The sequence below is a fragment of the Nonomuraea mangrovi genome (assembly GCF_042681425.1).
Taxonomy (GTDB): Bacteria; Actinomycetota; Actinomycetes; order Streptosporangiales; family Streptosporangiaceae; genus Nonomuraea; species Nonomuraea mangrovi.
Genome location: NZ_JBHUFV010000015.1, coordinates 342,542 through 358,666 on the forward strand (window position 1 = coordinate 342,542; position 16,125 = coordinate 358,666).

The 16,125-nt window shown below is 70.4% G+C and carries 17 protein-coding genes; 9 read left to right on the forward strand and 8 right to left on the reverse strand.

The annotated features are described in order from the left end of the window. The first annotated feature begins 18 nt into the window (after window positions 1-18). From bfr to ACFSKW_RS09085, 3 genes are all read left to right on the forward strand, one after another. Window positions 19-498: a bacterioferritin gene (gene bfr, locus ACFSKW_RS09075; RefSeq protein WP_379571126.1), complete on the forward strand. Its 480-nt coding sequence runs from the start codon at window positions 19-21 to the stop codon at window positions 496-498. 345 nt (window positions 499-843) lie between these two features. After that, window positions 844-1,512: a response regulator transcription factor gene (locus ACFSKW_RS09080; protein ID WP_043620820.1), complete on the forward strand. Its 669-nt coding sequence runs from the start codon at window positions 844-846 to the stop codon at window positions 1,510-1,512. A 3-nt stretch (window positions 1,513-1,515) separates the two neighbouring features. Next, complete coding sequence (locus tag ACFSKW_RS09085) at window positions 1,516-2,793, forward strand: ATP-binding protein (RefSeq protein ID WP_379571128.1); 1,278 nt, start codon at window positions 1,516-1,518, stop codon at window positions 2,791-2,793. Window positions 2,794-2,797: 4 nt separating this feature from the next. Here the strand turns inward: ACFSKW_RS09085 and ACFSKW_RS09090 are convergent, their stop codons facing one another. Continuing rightward, window positions 2,798-3,235: a MarR family winged helix-turn-helix transcriptional regulator gene (locus tag ACFSKW_RS09090; protein ID WP_379571130.1), complete on the reverse strand. Its 438-nt coding sequence runs from the start codon at window positions 3,233-3,235 to the stop codon at window positions 2,798-2,800. Window positions 3,236-3,317: 82 nt separating this feature from the next. Here ACFSKW_RS09090 and ACFSKW_RS09095 point away from each other — a divergent pair, with 82 nt between their 5' ends. Further along, window positions 3,318-3,962 carry a maleylpyruvate isomerase family mycothiol-dependent enzyme gene (locus ACFSKW_RS09095; RefSeq protein WP_379571132.1) on the forward strand — a complete coding sequence of 215 codons (645 nt, stop codon included), beginning with the start codon at window positions 3,318-3,320 and terminating at the stop codon, window positions 3,960-3,962. Between the two features lie 17 nt (window positions 3,963-3,979). Here ACFSKW_RS09095 and ACFSKW_RS09100 read toward each other — a convergent pair whose 3' ends face one another. Then, window positions 3,980-4,471, reverse strand: coding sequence for a GtrA family protein (locus ACFSKW_RS09100; protein ID WP_379571134.1), 492 nt, complete (start codon window positions 4,469-4,471; stop codon window positions 3,980-3,982). Window positions 4,472-4,921: 450 nt separating this feature from the next. On the opposite strand from ACFSKW_RS09100, the gene ACFSKW_RS09105 reads away from it, so the two are divergent. Together ACFSKW_RS09105 and purE are read left to right on the forward strand one after the other, a co-directional pair. Continuing rightward, a complete protein-coding gene (locus ACFSKW_RS09105) occupies window positions 4,922-6,073 on the forward strand; it encodes a 5-(carboxyamino)imidazole ribonucleotide synthase (protein WP_379571136.1) in 1,152 nt (383 codons plus the stop codon). Next, entirely contained in the window at window positions 6,070-6,567 is a 498-nt protein-coding gene (gene purE, locus ACFSKW_RS09110; protein WP_379571138.1) for a 5-(carboxyamino)imidazole ribonucleotide mutase, read from the forward strand. Before ACFSKW_RS09105 ends, purE begins: the two co-directional genes overlap by 4 nt. A gap of 202 nt (window positions 6,568-6,769) precedes the next feature. Here purE and ACFSKW_RS09115 read toward each other — a convergent pair whose 3' ends face one another. Further along, window positions 6,770-8,083: a UDP-glucose dehydrogenase family protein gene (locus ACFSKW_RS09115; RefSeq protein WP_379571140.1), complete on the reverse strand. Its 1,314-nt coding sequence runs from the start codon at window positions 8,081-8,083 to the stop codon at window positions 6,770-6,772. Between the two features lie 123 nt (window positions 8,084-8,206). On the opposite strand from ACFSKW_RS09115, the gene ACFSKW_RS09120 reads away from it, so the two are divergent. After that, complete coding sequence (locus ACFSKW_RS09120; RefSeq protein ID WP_379571142.1) at window positions 8,207-9,361, forward strand: acyl-CoA dehydrogenase family protein; 1,155 nt, start codon at window positions 8,207-8,209, stop codon at window positions 9,359-9,361. Window positions 9,362-9,644: 283 nt separating this feature from the next. On the opposite strand, the gene ACFSKW_RS09125 is transcribed toward ACFSKW_RS09120, so the two are convergent. Next, window positions 9,645-10,835 (reverse strand): serine hydrolase domain-containing protein, encoded by a 1,191-nt coding sequence (locus tag ACFSKW_RS09125; protein ID WP_379571144.1) that lies wholly within the window; start codon window positions 10,833-10,835, stop codon window positions 9,645-9,647. A 367-nt stretch (window positions 10,836-11,202) separates the two neighbouring features. Between ACFSKW_RS09125 and ACFSKW_RS09130 the strand changes: the two genes are divergently transcribed. Both ACFSKW_RS09130 and ACFSKW_RS09135 read left to right on the forward strand, forming a co-directional pair. Continuing rightward, window positions 11,203-11,691 (forward strand): PH domain-containing protein, encoded by a 489-nt coding sequence (locus tag ACFSKW_RS09130; RefSeq protein WP_379571146.1) that lies wholly within the window; start codon window positions 11,203-11,205, stop codon window positions 11,689-11,691. Window positions 11,692-11,765: 74 nt separating this feature from the next. Further along, window positions 11,766-13,328: a PH domain-containing protein gene (locus ACFSKW_RS09135; RefSeq protein WP_379571148.1), complete on the forward strand. Its 1,563-nt coding sequence runs from the start codon at window positions 11,766-11,768 to the stop codon at window positions 13,326-13,328. Window positions 13,329-13,375: 47 nt separating this feature from the next. Here the strand turns inward: ACFSKW_RS09135 and ACFSKW_RS09140 are convergent, their stop codons facing one another. The 4 genes from ACFSKW_RS09140 to ACFSKW_RS09155 form a co-directional block, all read right to left on the reverse strand. After that, window positions 13,376-13,672 carry a hypothetical protein gene (locus tag ACFSKW_RS09140; protein WP_379571150.1) on the reverse strand — a complete coding sequence of 99 codons (297 nt, stop codon included), beginning with the start codon at window positions 13,670-13,672 and terminating at the stop codon, window positions 13,376-13,378. A 104-nt stretch (window positions 13,673-13,776) separates the two neighbouring features. Next, window positions 13,777-14,325, reverse strand: a complete 549-nt coding sequence (locus ACFSKW_RS09145) for a 3'-5' exonuclease (protein WP_379571152.1) — start codon at window positions 14,323-14,325, stop codon at window positions 13,777-13,779. Between the two features lie 38 nt (window positions 14,326-14,363). Continuing rightward, the gene (locus ACFSKW_RS09150) at window positions 14,364-15,587 is read right to left on the reverse strand and encodes an FAD-binding oxidoreductase (protein ID WP_379571154.1); all 1,224 of its coding nucleotides are present in this window, start codon (window positions 15,585-15,587) and stop codon (window positions 14,364-14,366) included. Between the two features lie 47 nt (window positions 15,588-15,634). Then, window positions 15,635-16,114, reverse strand: coding sequence for an RrF2 family transcriptional regulator (locus ACFSKW_RS09155; RefSeq protein ID WP_379571156.1), 480 nt, complete (start codon window positions 16,112-16,114; stop codon window positions 15,635-15,637). Between the last annotated feature and the right edge of the window lie 11 nt (window positions 16,115-16,125).

The window sequence follows — 16,125 nt, forward strand, 5'->3', positions numbered from 1 at the left end:
CACGAGGAGCCCAGTTCAATGCAGGGCGACAAGCAGATCATCGAGCTGCTCAACGAGCAGCTGACCGCGGAGCTCACCGCTATCAACCAGTACTTCCTCCACGCGAAGATGCAGGAGAACTGGGGCTACACCAGACTGGCCAAGCACACGCGCGAGGAGTCCATCGACGAGATGCGCCACGCCGAGCGGCTCACGGATCGCATTCTCTTTCTCGAAGGCCTGCCCAACTACCAGCGGCTCGGCACCCTCCACATCGGCCAGACCGTCGAGGAGCAGCTCAGGGCCGACCTCGAGGTCGAGTTGAGCGTGGTCGACCGGCTCAAGCCGGGCATCAAGCTGATGCGCGAGAAGGGCGACACGACCTCGGCGCGCCTCTTCGAGGACATCCTCGAGGACGAGGAGCACCACATCGACTACCTGGAGACGGAGCTGGGGCTCATCCAGAGCCTGGGCGAGCAGCTGTACCTCGCCCGCTACGCCGAGCCTCCGTCCGAGTAGCACGCCGTGGGTCGCCCGCCGTGACATCCGTTCCGGCGGGCGTTTCGCTGCCCGGATGGCAAAGCTTTCGACAAAGTGGGCGATTCTCGGACGATGTAGCGGCGAGAACCGGAGTCCGCTGGAGTGGCGTGCTTGACGGGCGGCCGGCGGTGACCACGGTGGCCTGGCGGGGGCTTGCCGTAGCAGAGGAAACAGCGGACGCTGAGGGCCCGGCAATGTGTGGGGCATTAAATTCGCACTAGCCGTCATTTATCAGCGTTTGCCCAGGTCAATAGATAGGTCAAACGCGAGTCAAACCGCGCGCTGTGCCCGGGAAACGATCGCCTAAGGTCCTACGATCGCTTCATGACCTGCGTACTTCTCGCCGAGGATGACACCTCGATTTCCGAGCCACTCGCGCGCGCCCTGCGCCGTGAGGGCTACCAGGTTGAGGTGAGCCCCGACGGCCCGCAGGCCCTCGAGAGGGCTCTGTCGGGAGGCATCGACCTCATCGTTCTCGACCTAGGCCTGCCCGAGATGGACGGCCTCGAGGTCGCCCGCCGGATCCGCGCCGAAGGGCACGGCACGCCGGTGCTCATCCTCACCGCACGCGTCGACGAGGTCGACACCGTCGTCGGTCTCGACGCCGGTGCCGACGACTACGTCACCAAGCCGTTCCGCCTCGCCGAACTCCTCGCTCGCGTCAGAGCGCTCCTACGGCGCGGCACCTCGGAGACCCCTGTGGTCCAGGGCGTCCGCATCGACGCCGACTCCCGTCGCGCATGGATGGGCGAGAAGGAGCTCCATCTGACGACCAAGGAGTTCGACCTGCTGCGCGTCCTCGTGCGCGACGCCGGCAAGGTGGTCACCCGCGAACAGATCATGCGCGAAGTCTGGGACACCAACTGGTGGGGCTCCACCAAGACCCTGGACATGCATATCTCCTGGCTCAGGCGCAAGCTCGGCGACGACGCCGCCAAGCCGCGCTACATCACCACCGTCAGGGGAGTCGGCTTCCGATTCGAGCGAGAGTAGGCAGTGCGCCGCCGCCTACTCTCCTCCACCCTGGTCGTCGCGGTCATCGCCGTCCTCCTGCTCGGGGTGCCCCTGGGCGTGGTGGTCAGCCGCCTGATCGTCGAGGACGCCAACCAGCAACTGAGGGCGGAGGCGACCCGCCTCGTGGGTGAGGTGGAATACGCCCGCATTCAGGAGACTCCACTCGATCCGCAACAGCTCAAACAGAAGTATCCGGACCGATACATCCAGATCTATGTGAACGGCAACCCGCCGACGGCGACCGTCGTCGGCGCCTCCCCGCCGTCCGGCCACTCCATGCACGAGGAGGCCAAGTCGGACAGCGGCATCTACGTCAGGGTGAGCCGCGACAAGGATCAGGTCGAGCGGGACGTACGCGCTCGCCTGCTCCTCATCGTGGCACTGGCCGCCGCGGCTCTCGCGGTCGCGGTGGGTCTCGCCATCGTGCAGTCCCGCCGGCTCACCCTCCCCCTCCTCGACCTGGCCAAGATCGCTGATCGGCTGGGCTCGGGAGACGCGAGGCCGAGCAAGCACCGCTACGGCATTCCCGAGCTCGACCGTGTCGCCGAGGTGCTCGACCGCAGCGCCACGCGCATCGCCGACCTGATCACGCGCGAGCGCGAGTTCGCCACCGACGCCTCGCACCAGCTGCGCACCCCGCTGACCGGGCTCACGATGCGCCTGGAGGAGATCGTCGCCGCCTCGGACGACCCCGCGATCGTTCGCGAGGAGGGCGAGGCCGCCATCGTCCAGGCCGAACGCCTCACCGCGGTCATCGACGAGCTTCTGGCCGCCGCGCGCCGCCAGCGCATCGCCCAGGCCGAGCCGATCTCCGTCGACGAGGTCCTCGTCCAGCAGGTCACCGAGTGGGAGCCCGCCTTCCGCCGCGCGGGCCGTTCCGTCTCCCTCGACGGCGCCCGCGGACTCAAGGCCCTGGCCACCGGCGGCGGCCTCGGCCAGGTCGTCGCGTCCCTCCTGGAGAACTCCATCCAGCACGGCGGCGGTGCCGTGTCCGTGTCGACGAGCAGCAGCGACAACTACGTCGTCATCGAGGTGGCCGACGAAGGCCCCGGCATCTCCGACGAGATCGCCCCCAAGGTCTTCGAACGCAACGTCAGCGGCGGCGGTGGCACCGGCCTCGGCCTCACCCTCGCCCGCGCGCTGGCCGCCGCCGACGGCGGACGGCTCGAACTCGTGCGCCGCAGGCCCGCGGTGTTCGCCATCTTCCTGCGCCCCGCCGACAACCCGAGCCGCCGCCGCGTGGTGACCGGCCCCGCCTGAACCGTCAACGGTAGGGGTCGGTTATCTCGCGGAGGCGGGTGAGGGCTCGGCGCAGGTGGCCGGCGTCCCGCTTGCCGAGGTGCCGCGTCCACTCGGCCTCGACCTCGGCCTCGATCACCCTGGCGACCGCACCGGCCGCGTGACCGCGCGCCGCGATCCGCACCAGCCTCGCCCTGGCGTCGGTCGGATCCTGCACCCGCTCCACGTAGCCGGCCCGTTCGAGCTGGTCCACGAGGAACGTGGTCGTCTGCTTGCTCACCCTGGCCTGCTCGGCCAGCTCGCTCACGCGCGTGCCGTGCGGGCCGATCCGCTGGAAGACCCGGCTCTGGGCGGGCGTGATGTCGTCGAACCCGGCCTCGGCCAGCGCCTCCATGACCCTGGTCTCCATGGCGCGGTAGGGGATGAAGCACAGCACGCCGAGGTTCAGCTCGTCCTCGCTCACGGAACACCCCTTGACGTTGGACAGATTATCGAACCAAAATAGTTCCATCATCGTACCAAGTTGCGGACGGAGGGAGGCCGGGATGGACCGCGATGAGGTGTGGCAGGCGATCGACCGCGAACGGTCAGGGCTCGCGGACCTCCTCGACGACCTGTCCGAGCAGGAGTGGGAGACGCCCAGCCTGTGCGAGGGCTGGCGGGTGCGCGACGTCGCGGCCCACCTGACGCTGGCCCACATCCGCCCGCTGACGGCGGTGGTCGAGCTGCTGAGAGCTCGTGGAGACCTCAACCGCATGATCCGCGACACCGCCGTACGGCAGGCCGCGCTGCCCGTGCGGCAGTACGGCGTGCTGCTGCGGGAGATGGTCGGGTCGCGGAAGAAGGTGCCCGGCATCAGCGATCTCGAGCCGCTCATCGACGTCCTCGTGCACGGGCAGGACATCGCGATCCCGCTCGGCCGGGAGCGGCCCATGCCCGCGCGGCCCGCCGAGGCCGCGGCGACGCGGGTCTGGACGATGAGAGGGCCCTTCCACGCTCAGCGGAAGCTGGACGGCCTCGAACTCGTCGCCACCGACTGTTCCTGGTCCGTGGGGCGAGGGTCGCGGGTGGAGGGGCCGATCGCGGCGATCCTGCTCCTGCTGACCGAGCGTCGGGCCGCCCTGCCGCAGCTGGCCGGTCCAGGCCTGGCGGACCTGCGGTCCCGCCTGTCCGGCGCCACGCGCGGATAGTCCCGCCGGTCGGCCGGCTAGCGCCTGCGGGAGGGGACGGTCTCGGGGAGACCGGTGGCGGGCTCGACGGGCGGGTCCTCGGGGGCGAGGAAGACCCACCGCTTGTAGGACCAGAACCGGAACAGCGTGCCGAAACCGACGCCGACGATCTTGGCGATGTTGTAGCTCACCGGGTCGTGCAGGCCCAGCGTGTAGGTCGTGAACCCGATGAAGATCAGCGCGATCAGCAGCCCGATCCCGTTGAGCAGGAAGAACAGCGCGTACTCCCTGGCCAGCCCGCTCTGCTCCCTGTGCCGGAACGTCCAGTAGCGGTTGCCCAGGTACGCGAACGTCGCGGAGATGCAGGTGGCCAGGACCGCCGAGATCAGCGGGCCCCAGCCGAATCCGAACCTGAAGAGGTTCGTCGCGCCCATGTCCAGGAAGAAGGCGATGCCGCCGATCGTCCCGAACTTCGCCAGCTCGTGAACCATGTGGACGAACCGGTTGTAGGCGCGTCTGAGGAACTCCACGTCTCCTGCACGTTCCTTTCCGCGTTCACCTGCCGCACCTTTGAACAGGTCCGACGACACCAGGCTACCGGTCAAGGGGCACGGCACGGGCGCGAAGGCCCTGCGAAGCGGCCCAGAACGCCACGCATCGCACCCACTCAACCAGCATTTCTAGAAATATCGTCTTATGGCGGGTAGAGCGGCTCGATGGCCGTTACGCTGACGCAGGTCGCGGGGTCGGGGGGCTCGCGACGGACGGCCGTCACCCTGGGCGACGCGTGCCGGACTCCCGCGAGAGGCAGGGCGGAGCGCCGTCCCATCCGCATCCGATCGGGCGGCTGAGCACGCCGGACGGAGTACGCGCTGGGCGGTCGTGCTGTGAGGCGACCCGGAACGGCCGCCCAGCCCTGCCCGGCGGATCAGCCCGTCCGCCGGATGGGAACAGCTCGCCTGCCGGTATGCTTCGGGCACGTGAGCAGCACCTCTTCGCATGTCGGCCCCGTGGTGGGCGTTGTCGGCGCGGGCCAGTTGGCCCGCATGATGCAGCAGGCCGCCATCCCGCTCGGGATCGAGCTGCGGGTCCTGGCCAACACGCAGGACGAGAGCGCCGCCAAGGTGATCGTCGACACCAGGCTCGGCGACTACCGTGACCTCGCCGTCCTGCGCGACTTCGCCGCAGGCTGTGACGCCGTCACCTTCGACCACGAGCACGTCCCCACCGAGCACATCGGGGCGCTGACCGACGAGGGCGTCCAGGTGCATCCCGGAGCGGACGCGCTGGTTCACGCCCAGGACAAGGCGGAGATGCGCAGGCGGCTGACCGCCTTCGGCGCGCCGTGCCCCGCGTGGCGGGCCGTGGAGACGGTCGCCGACGTCGAGGCGTTCGCCGCCGAGAACGGCTGGCCCGTCGTGCTGAAGGCGATCAGAGGCGGCTACGACGGCCGCGGCGTCTGGGTGTGCGACGACAGGAGCGAGGCCGCCGAGGTCGTCGCGACCGGCATCCCGCTGCTGGCCGAGGCGTTCGTGCCGTTCCAGCGCGAGCTGGCCGTGCTGGTCGCCCGCTCGCCTCACGGCCAGGGCGTCAGCTACCCGGTGGTGGAGACCGTCCAGGAGAACGGCATCTGCGTCGAGGTCCTTGCCCCCGCGCCCGGCCTCGACCCCGAGGACGCCGCCCAGGCCCAGCGCATTGCGCTCAAGATCGCCGACGAGCTGGGCGTGACCGGGCTGCTGGCGGTGGAGATGTTCGAGACCGCCGACGGCCTCGTGGTCAACGAGCTGGCCATGCGGCCCCACAACAGCGGCCACTGGACCATCGAGGGCGCCCGTACCTCCCAGTTCGAGCAGCACCTGCGGGCCGTGCTCGACCTGCCGCTCGGCTCGCCCTCGCTCACCGCGCCGTACGTCGTCATGGTCAACCTCCTCGGCGGTGACGACCCCGCCATCTTCAAGCGCTACGAGCACGTGATGGCTCACGACCCCGGCGTCAAGATGCACTTCTACGGCAAAGAGGTGCGGCCGGGACGCAAGATCGGCCACGTGACCGTGCTCGGCACCGACCTCGACGACGCCAGAGCCCGTGCCAAGCACGCGGCCGTCTACCTCACCACAGGGGAGTACACATGATCGGCATCGTGATGGGCAGCGACTCCGACTGGCCGGTCATGAAGCTGGCCGCGGAGGCGGTGGCCGAGTTCGGCGTGCCGTTCGAAGCCGACGTGGTCTCCGCGCACCGCATGCCGATCGAGATGATCGAGTACGGCAGGCAGGCCGCGCCGCGCGGCCTCAAGGTGATCATCGCGGGCGCCGGCGGGGCGGCGCACCTGCCGGGCATGCTGGCCTCGGTCACTCCGCTGCCGGTGATCGGCGTGCCGGTTCCGCTGAAGTACCTCGACGGCATGGACTCCCTGCTGTCGATCGTGCAGATGCCCGCGGGCGTACCCGTGGCGACGGTCGCCGTCGGCGGGGCGCGCAACGCGGGCCTGCTGGCCGTCCGCATCCTGGCCGCCTCCGACGAGGGGTTGCGCGGGCGGATGGAGGCCTTCCAGGAGACGCTGCGCGAGCAGGCCCAGGCCAAGGGCGAGAAGCTGCGCGCCGAGGCGGCCGAACTGGGGCGCTAGCGCGCTGCGTGTGGCGGGCGGCCCGGTTTGACGGCCGGCCCGGTTTGAGGGCCGGCCCGGCACGCGCACGGTGGGTCAGGCGCCCGGCACGCGCGCGGTGGGCTGGTCCGGCGCGGTGGGTCGGGCGCCCGGCACGCGCGCGGTGGGCTGGTCCGGCGCGGTGGGCTGGGCGGCCCGCCGCGCCGGGAACGACGGGCAGCGGCTACGGCCGGCCGAGAGCGCGGTAGTGCCAGCCCGCCGAGCGCCACGCCTCGGAGTTCAGCGCGTTACGCCCGTCGACGATCTTGCGGGTGACGACCGCCTCGCCCAGCTCCTCCGGGTCCAGCTCCACGAACTCCTGCCATTCGGTCAGCAGCAGCACCACGTGCGCGCCGCGTACCGCGTCCAGCGCCGAGCTGCCGTAGGAGAGCTCGGGGTGCGCCTTGCGGGCGTTGTCCAGCGCGATCGGGTCGTAGACGGTGACCTTCCCACCCTGCTGCACGATCGTCACGGCGACGTCGAGCGCGGGGGAGTCGCGGATGTCGTCGGAGTTCGGCTTGAAGGCGGCGCCCAGCACGCCGACCGTGCATCCGCGGAACGAGCCGCCGGCCAGTTCCCTCGCCAGGTCCACCATGCGCGCCCTGCGGCGCATGTTGATCGCGTCGACCTCGCGCAGGAACGTCAGCGCCTGGTCGGCGCCCAGCTCGCCCGCCCGCGCCATGAACGCGCGGATGTCCTTGGGCAGGCATCCGCCGCCGAACCCGAGCCCGGGGTTGAGAAAGCGCCCGCCGATCCTGTCGTCGAACGACAGCGCCCTCGACAGCTGCTGGACGTCCGCGTGGGACGCCTCGCACACCTCGGCCATGGCGTTGATGAAGGAGATCTTGGTCGCGAGGAAGGCGTTGGCCGCGCTCTTGACCAGCTCGGACGTCGGGTAGTCGGTCACCACCATCGGAATGTCGCCGAGCGGCTCGTAGACCTCCCGCAGGATCTTCTCCGCGTGCTCGGAGGCGACGCCGACCACGATGCGGTCGGGCTTCAACGTGTCCTGCACGGCGAAGCCCTCGCGCAGGAACTCGGGGTTCCACGCCAGCTCGGCCGCCGCGTTGACAGGAGACAGCCGCGCGAGCTTGGCGGCCAGGCGGGCCGCGGTGCCGACGGGGACGGTCGACTTGCCGACGACCAGGCACTCCCGCTCCAGGTACGGCGCGAGCGACTCGACGGCCGCGTCGAGGTAGGAGACGTCCGCGGCGTACTCACCCTGCTTCTGCGGCGTGCCCAGGCACAGGAAGTGGACGTCGCCGAACGCGCCCGCCTCCTCGTAGGAGGTCGTGAAGCGCAGCCGCCCCGACGCGAGCCCTCGCCTCAGGATCTCTTGCAACCCGGGTTCGTGGATCGGCAGCTCGCCGTTCTGCAGGCGACGGATCTTGTCAGGATCGATGTCGAGGCCGAGAACCTCGAACCCGAGGTCCGCCATGCAGGCCGCGTGAGTGATGCCCAGATACCCGGTTCCGATCACCGTAAGGCGATATGGCACGAGTCAGCTCCTTTCATCGCCAAGGCATGTTACCGGTACCCGTAACTTCCACTGTGCCACCTGGGTAAACCGGGAAACCGTACCCGCTGGTAACAAGATGCTTGGACGTCCTAGTATTCGGGTATGACCTACGCCCTCACCGAGGAGCACGAGATGCTCCGCGAGACCGTCCGTGCCCTCGCCGATGAGAAGATCGCGCCCCGCGCCGCCGAGGCCGACGAGCGCGAGGAGTTCCCGTGGGACGTCTACAAGTCGCTCGTGGCCGCTGACCTGCACGCGATCCACGTCCCCGAGGAGTACGGCGGTGCGGGAGGCGACGCGCTCGCCGCGGTCATCGTCATCGAGGAGGTCGCCCGCGCCTGCGCCTCCTCCTCGCTGATCCCCGCCGTGAACAAGCTCGGCACCGTCCCCCTCCTGCTGTCGGCCTCGGACGAGCTGAAGACGCGCTACCTCACGCCCGTCGCCACGGGCGAGGCGATGTTCTCCTACGCGCTGTCCGAGCCCGAGGCCGGATCCGACGCGGCCGCCATGAAGACCCGCGCCGTCCTCGACGGCGACCACTACGTCCTCAACGGCGTCAAGATGTGGATCACGAACGCGGGCGTCTCGGAGTACTACACGGTCATGGCCGTCACTGACCCCAGCGCGGGCGCGCGCGGCATCTCCGCCTTCGTCGTAGAGAAGTCGGACGAGGGCGTCTCCTTCGGGCCCAAGGAGAAGAAGCTCGGCATCAAGGCGTCGCCCACCCGCCAGGTCATCCTGGAGGACGTCCGCATCCCGGCGTCCCGCATGATCGGCGCTCCAGGGACCGGCTTCAAGACCGCACTGGCGACCCTCGACCACACCCGCGTCACCATCGCCGCCCAGGCGCTGGGCATCGCCCAGGGCGCCCTCGACTACGCCATCGGCTACGTCAAGGAGCGGAAGCAGTTCGGCAAGGCGATCGCCGACTTCCAGGGCCTGCAGTTCATGATCGCGGACATGGGGATGAAGCTGGAGGCCGCCCGCCAGCTCACCTACCACGCCGCGGCCAAGTCGGAGCTGGCGATGCACGGCCGGCCTCAGAAGGACCTCACGTTCCTGTCCAGTGCCGCCAAGTGCGCCGCGTCGGACGCCGCGATGGAGATCACCACGGACGCGGTGCAGCTGCTGGGCGGATACGGCTACACGCGCGAGTTCCCGGTGGAGCGCATGATGCGCGACGCCAAGATCACCCAGATCTACGAGGGCACCAACCAGATCCAGCGCATGGTCATGGCCAGGCAGCTCCTCAAGTAGGGGATGAACTGCGGAAACCCGGTCCCCATCGGTGAGGGGGCCGGGTTTCGCGCTGTGGGGTGGATCTCGACGTGGGTTCCCGTTCCGTGATCCTGGCTTCGGAGCCATGAACCGCCACGAAGGTGCCTTGCGCACGTCGACGGCGTCTGGAATCTGATCGAGCGCTCTGGCCGGGAAACGGGTACCAGGCGCGCGCGTCGTCGAGGAGATCCTCGACCACGAGGCCCCCTCGACGACCACCACCGACCGCGGCCGCACGTGGGATTGCGGTCGGTCCGGCCTTTCAGTTGCCGAGGGCGGCGAGGAGCAGGCGCTGGGCCACTGCCGGTGCGCCGTTGTTGCCGGAGGACGAGGTGCCCATCGAGTAGACCGCGCGCCGGCCGAGGTCACGGGAGGCGAAGACGCCGCTCCGGTAACCCGGGTCGGAGCCCGTCTTGCCCCACAGGAGCGAGCCGTCGGGCAAGGGCACGTACTTCAGGCCGACGCTGAAGCAGGCCGTACCCTTGCCGGGGCCGGTGTTGCAGTTGGAGTCGTCGGCGTACGGCAGCGGCTTGCCGTCGGCGCCCTTCGGCACGGCGAACAGCTCCGCGGCCTGTGCCGGGCGCAGCAGCCGGCCGTCGAACAGGCCGGAGATGAAGCGGTCCAGGTCACCCGTCGTGGAGGTCATGCTGGCGGGCAGCCCGCCCTGCACGTTGACGTCGACTGGCTCGCCACTGCTCCTCGTCAGGTAGCCGGGCAGGTACGGCCGGGGCACGGCCGTGCTGCGGCCCGGCACGGCGGCCCTGGTCTCCCGCATCTTCAGCGGCTTGAGGATGCGGGTGGTCACCTCGTACTGGTACGGGTGCCCGGTGATCTCCTCGATGAGCTTGCCGGCGACGCGGTAGCCGAAGGAGTTGTACTCCTGCCGGGTGCCGGGGCGAGAGCGCGGTCCTGGAGCCGGCCGGCCCTCGGGGTGGAGCGTCCGCTGGATCGCCTCGTCGAAGGTGACGTAGTCGAGGCGGCGCTCGATCTCCTCGTCCGGGGAGGTGGCCGGGGCGCCCTCGAGATCATGGGGCAGGCCGCTGGTGTGGTTGAGCAGCTGCCGTACGCTGATCGGCTCCTTGAACCGGTCCTCCGGCAACAGCCCGGGCAGGTAGTGCTGGACGCTCTGGTCCAGGTCCACCCGGCCCTCGGCGGACAGCTGGAGCAGGATCACCGCGTCCATCGACTTGCTGATGCTGCCGATCCGGAAGTGGGCGGCGCGGCTGACGCGCTTACCGGTGACGACGTCCCCGGACGAACCCCGCCACGCCTGCCCGTCCTTGTGCACCTCGGCCACGACACCTGAGGCGCCGTCGTCCGGGCGCACGGCGATCGCCTCGCGCAGGGCGGCACGGTCCAGGCCCGTGGCGGGCCCGCCGGTGGCGGCCTGCGCGGGGGCGACGACACCGAACGTCGCGGCGGCGGCCAGGGACAGGGCCAAGGAACGGCGCATGGGGGAACTCCACTCGGAAAGCGTTGATCAAGTCCCTTCGAGTCTGTCCGCCCAGCTCATCTGATTCGACGGGGATCACCCCGGCCCGACCCCGAACCGACCCTGACCCCTGCTTTGGGGCTCATCGCGCGACCGCGTGGACGGCCGAGCCTGGGGGCAACCGGTCCGGCAGGCACGGCGGTGGGAGCGCGGCTGCACGACCATCGAGGGCGGCGCGGTCCACGTGGGCATCGGCGGGAGCAGCCGGATGTGTGTGCTGTCCAGTGGCGCATCGAAGGGGACGGGAATGGCCACTTGTGCTAAATTTTGGCCAGGCGGTCAAAATTTGGTCCGAGAGGCCAGAAGCGGTGCGCCGTAAGGAGACAGGATGAGACTCGAACTCCGGCCACCCCGGCATCCCATGGATCCGAGGGCGGTCCGCTGGTGGACGGCGCAGGCGCTGGTCCCTGTGGTGCCTCCGGTGCTCGTGCTGGGCCTGCTGGGTCTGCTGATCCCGCCCGCCCGGGAGTGGCTGCTGCTCTCGGCGGCCGTCATCGGGGTGCCCGGTCTGGCGTACGTGCTGGCCATGCCACGCCTGCGCTACCGGGTGCACCGGTGGGAGACCACCGAGGACGCGGTCTACGCGGCCTCCGGCTGGGTGTGGCACAAGGCGAGGGTGGCGCCGATGTCGCGTATCCAGACCGTCGACACCGTGCGCGGCCCGCTCCAGCAGATCTTCGGGTTGTCCGGTGTGAAGGTCACCACGGCCTCGGCCGCGGGGTCGATCAAGATCCAGGGCCTGGATCGTCTGCTGGCCGCCGACCTCGTCGAGCGGCTGACGGCAAGGACACAGGCCGTTCCCGGAGACGCGACGTGAACCGTCAGGACGCGGGGAGTTCCGGGAGACGCGACGCGAACCGTCAGGACGCGGGCAGCTCCGGGAGACGCGAGGTGAATCGTCAGGACGCGGTGGACCGGCCGGATGCGAGCCGTTACGAAGGACATGACCTGAGCCGGGCGGGACGTGCCGACGGGGGCCGTCCCGCCCTGGGCGAGGGGTGGGAGCGGCTCGACCGGCGGACCGTCGGGGCTGGACTGAGCTACGTGATCGGGCCCGCGATTCCCGCGGTGGCCGTCGTCGCGATCGCGGGGCCGAGCCTCCGGACCGTCGTCCCGCTGCTCACGCTGCTGGCCGTGCTCGTGGGGGCCGGGGTGCTCGTCTCGATCCGGTACGCCACCACCCGCTACCGGATCGCCGGCGACCGGTTCGAACTGCGGTCGGGGCTGCTGTTCAGGCGGCATCGCTCGATCCCTCGCGACCGCGTCAGGGCCGTCGACCTCACGGCCGGGCCCGCGCATCGGCTGCTGGGTCTCGCGGTGGTGCGGGTCGACGCGGGCGAGCAGCAGGCGGGGCTGCGCCTGGACGCGCTCGCCTCGGCCAGGGCCGAGCGGCTGCGGGCGCTGCTGCTCGACAAGAGGGGTACGGCCCCGCCGGAGTCCACGCTGGCCACGTGGCGGCCTGGGTGGATCGGGTTCGCGCTGCTGAGCAGCTGGACGCCGCTCATCGGGCTCGCCCCGTTCGGCGCGTTCTTCCGGGTGCTGGAGATCTTCGGCGTCGAGCCGGGAGAGGTCGGCTTCCTGCGGGACCTCTGGGGCGAGGCGACGGCGTCGCCCGTGCTGGTGGCCGTGCTCGCCGTCCTGGCCGTCGCGGTGATCGGCCTGGCGGGGGCGGTGGGGCTGTATGTGGAGGTGTGGTGGCGGTTCAGCCTGTCGCGTGAACCCGACGGCACCTACCGGGTACGGCGCGGCCTGATCAGCACGCGGTCGCTCTCGCTGGAGGAGGCGCGGCTGCGCGGGCTGGAGATGGCCGAACCGGTTCCGCTGCGGTGGGGTGGCGGGGCCAGGTTGCGGGCACTGGTCGCGGGTGTCGACCCCGACGACGACGAGGAGAGGACGTCTGCCACGCTGCTGCCGCCCGCGCCGCGGGTGACGGCGTTGCGGGTGGCCGCGCAGGTGCTCGGCGGGCCCGCGCTGACGGTGTCGTTGCGTCCGCATCCACGGGCGGCCCTGCGGCTGCGGCTGTTCCGGGCGGTGTGGCCGCTCGCGCTCGTGACACCGCCGCTGGCCTGGCTCGGCGTGTGGCTGAGCTGGATTCCCGACGCGGTGTGGGTGATCGCTCCCGCGAGCCTGCTGGTGACGTTGCCGCTGGCCGTTGACGCCTATCGCAGTCTCGGTCACGGGCTGGCGGGGCCGTACCTGGTGACCAGGCACGGCGCGGCACGACGCAGGACGGTGGCGTTGCGGAAGGACGGCGTGATCGGCTGGGTGGTCGGCCGGTCGCCCACGCAGCGGCGGAGGGGGTTGATGACGCTGACGGCGGCGACGGCCGCGGGGGCTCATCGGGTGAAGGACGTGGGTGTGGGCGAGGGCGTCGGGTTCGCCGAGGAGGCGGTTCCCGGGCTTCTCGCTCCCTTCCTCGTCTCGAACTCCCCGTCGGCGTCGGTGTCCCGCTGAGCGCGACGGGGTCGTGGGGGGAGCCGGGGGGAGAGGAGCCGGGTGGCTCAGAAGATGCTCCTGCAGTCGGTCCCGATGATCCCGTCGGGGGTGTACGCCTGCCCGGAGTGGCAGATGATGATCTGCAGCAACCGGAGCGGCGACCAGACGGCGAACGGCCCGACGATCGGCCCGGTGGCGGGGGCGCCGCCGCTCGGCCTGCAGCGGATGCCGGTCAGGTCGCCGTCGTCCGACAGGTCAACGGTCGTGCAGACGTAGGACGGGTTGTCGGAGGCCTGGGCGGGCGAGACGAGACCGACGAGGAAGAAGAGGGAGAGGCTGAGCGTGGCGACGATGAATTTCACGGAAGATTCCTTTCCGAGAGAGTGATCAAGCTGGAGCCGTAGGCGCCAGGTCACAATGTATGATTGATCGATCACTCTGTGTAGTCACCACGAGGGGATGCTGGTCAGGTCATGGGCCAGGCTCTCCGAGCCGCGAGATCGAGTATCAGGGCGGCGATGTTCCACGCGTCGTCCTCGCCCCGGTGGTGCCGCCCCTCCAGAGGAAGTCCCGCGACCCGCAGGGCCTGCGCCATTCCCGGCCGCTTGCGCAGCCCGTGCGCCTGGGTGAAGACCGCCTTGGCGTTGGTGTGGCGGTTCCCGAACGGGTAGGCCGTCCCTGTGGCGCCGCACTGCCGGGTGAACTGGTGGCGGTCGTAGTCGCCCCAGCTCGCCCACGGTCGCGACCCCGCCGCGTGCTCGGCCGCCAGGATCCCGCACGCCTCGGCGAAGCCGACCCCCGTGTCGACCTCGGCCTGGGTGAGCCCGGTCAGCTCGGTGCAGAAGGCGCTGACCGTGGAGCGCGACGGCCGTACCAGGATGCGGTGGCGGGAGATCCGCTCACGCGAGCCGAGGTCGACGACGGTCAGCCCGATCTCGATGATCTCGCTGACCGTCCCCGGTGGCGGCTCGCCGTCCCAGCACGTGGCCTCGACGTCGACGACGTTCAGTCTCATGCCGGCGAGCGTAGAGAGGCGACAGGTCCCCCGTCATCTCAGTTTCCGCCGAGCACGGGGTAGTTGCTGCGGAACAGGCCGTCGGGGTCGTGCCTGCGCTTGATGTCGCGCAGCCGCTCCAGGGTCTCGGCAGGGAAGGCGTCGGCGGCGCTCTCCCCGCGGGACAGGAACGTGTACGGCCTGCGCCCGCCGTCGATGATCTCCTGCTGGCGCTCCTCGACGCCCGGCAGGCCGAACAGGTAGAGCAGGTAGGGGTCGTCGAGCTGTCCCGCCGCGCTGTCGGACGGCCTGGCGAGCGCGCCGCCCAGATGTCTGATCTGCACGCTGATCAGCGGATCGATGGGCATGAGCCGCTCCAGGATCCCGTCGAGGTCGCCGATGAGCTGGGCCTTGGACGCGCCGGGCCCCGGGTCGGTCGGCTCGCCGGTGATGTCCCCGAGCGCGGCGATCGGCATCCGCCCGCGGGTGTCGGACAGCGTCCCGCCGATCCTGTCGAGCGGCGCGAGCAGCCGGCTCGCGTCCTGCCCGAGGTAGGTGGAGTCCACGGCGACGAACGGCGGCGCGCCGGGGAACTGCAGCAGCTCGAACCAGAGTGTCAGCTCGTCGGGCGCGGTCGCGGTGATCTCCTTGAAGGCCTCCAGCACCTCGGGCGCGCGCTCGGCGGGCCACAGGACGCGCCCGCCGTACAGGTCGGGGGCGGGGTGGAGGTCGAACTCGATGGCCGTCACGAGGGCGAAGTCCCCGCCGCCGCCGCGCAGAGCCCAGAAGAGCTCGTCGTCGCGCGTCACCGTGGACGAGCGCCCTTCGGCGTCGACGATGTCGAAGGAGCGAACGCTGGAGGAGGCCCAGCCGTGCGCGCGGGAGAACCAGGACAGGCCGCCGCCCAGCGTGTAGCCGGTGACGGTGACGACGGGGGAGCTGCCCGGCAGGCCGGTCAGGCCGTGCGCGCCCGCGGCCGCCTGCACCTGTCCCCACGCGACGCCGGCGCCGACGCGCGCGACCCTGGCGGCAGGGTCGATCTCCAGTGTGGACAGCCCGCGGGTGCGCAGCAGGATCGCGCCCTCGACGTCGCCGCTGGCGCCGTGCCCGCTGGGCTGGGCCGCGATGGCCAGCCCGGCCTCGCGGGCCAGTTTGACCGCTGCGGCGACGTCGTCGGCGTCGTGCGCCTCGGCGACCGCTCGGACGGGCTGGTGGACGGCCAGGTTCCACGGCCGGGTGGCCTGCTCGAAGCCCTCGTCGCCGGGGAAGTGGATGTTCAACATTCTCGCTATTCTCTCTGTTCGATATCCAGAATTTTGCCAGGAACCGATCAGGTTCGCAGGTTCGCGAACCATGACCGGGTGTTGTCGGGCGTCCCGGGGAAGCGGCCCTCGACGGTCTTCCTGATGTCGGCCAGCGTCTGACCGGCCAGCTCGTGCCGCCAGGCCAGCTCCGCCCTGCGCATCGCCTGCGCGATCACGCACGACTCCCTGTAGTCGACGTGCGGGCTGCCGCCGGGGCCCTCCCGCAGGATCTGCTCGCACCTGAACGCCTCTTCGGCGCCCTCGATCGCGGTGACCACGTCCATCAGGGTGATCTTGTCGAGCGGGCGGGCCAACCGGAACCCTCCCCTCGGGCCCGAGGTCGAGGTCAGGATCCCGGCCTTCGCCAGCGACTGGAGCTGCTTGTTGAGGTACGCCGTCGGCAGGCTGTAGAAGGCGGCCAGCTTGGCTGCCGTCATCGCCTCGCCCGTCTCGATCCACGAGAGGTTGAGGCAGCTGTGGAGCGCCCACTCGACGCCCTCGCTCATCCGCATATTCT

What these genes read in the sequence shown, in the direction of transcription:
- bfr (WP_379571126.1), top strand. Translation starts at nt 19, where the DNA reads ATGCAGGGCGACAAGCAGATCATCGAGCTGCTCAACGAGCAGCTGACC.
- ACFSKW_RS09080 (WP_043620820.1), top strand. Translation starts at nt 844, where the DNA reads ATGACCTGCGTACTTCTCGCCGAGGATGACACCTCGATTTCCGAGCCA.
- ACFSKW_RS09095 (WP_379571132.1), top strand. Translation starts at nt 3,318, where the DNA reads ATGGACCGCGATGAGGTGTGGCAGGCGATCGACCGCGAACGGTCAGGG.
- purE (WP_379571138.1), top strand. Translation starts at nt 6,070, where the DNA reads ATGATCGGCATCGTGATGGGCAGCGACTCCGACTGGCCGGTCATGAAG.
- ACFSKW_RS09120 (WP_379571142.1), top strand. Translation starts at nt 8,207, where the DNA reads ATGACCTACGCCCTCACCGAGGAGCACGAGATGCTCCGCGAGACCGTC.
- ACFSKW_RS09125 (WP_379571144.1), bottom strand. Translation starts at nt 10,835, where the DNA reads ATGCGCCGTTCCTTGGCCCTGTCCCTGGCCGCCGCCGCGACGTTCGGT.
- ACFSKW_RS09130 (WP_379571146.1), top strand. Translation starts at nt 11,203, where the DNA reads ATGAGACTCGAACTCCGGCCACCCCGGCATCCCATGGATCCGAGGGCG.
- ACFSKW_RS09145 (WP_379571152.1), bottom strand. Translation starts at nt 14,325, where the DNA reads ATGAGACTGAACGTCGTCGACGTCGAGGCCACGTGCTGGGACGGCGAG.
- ACFSKW_RS09150 (WP_379571154.1), bottom strand. Translation starts at nt 15,587, where the DNA reads ATGTTGAACATCCACTTCCCCGGCGACGAGGGCTTCGAGCAGGCCACC.
- ACFSKW_RS09155 (WP_379571156.1), bottom strand. Translation starts at nt 16,114, where the DNA reads ATGAGCGAGGGCGTCGAGTGGGCGCTCCACAGCTGCCTCAACCTCTCG.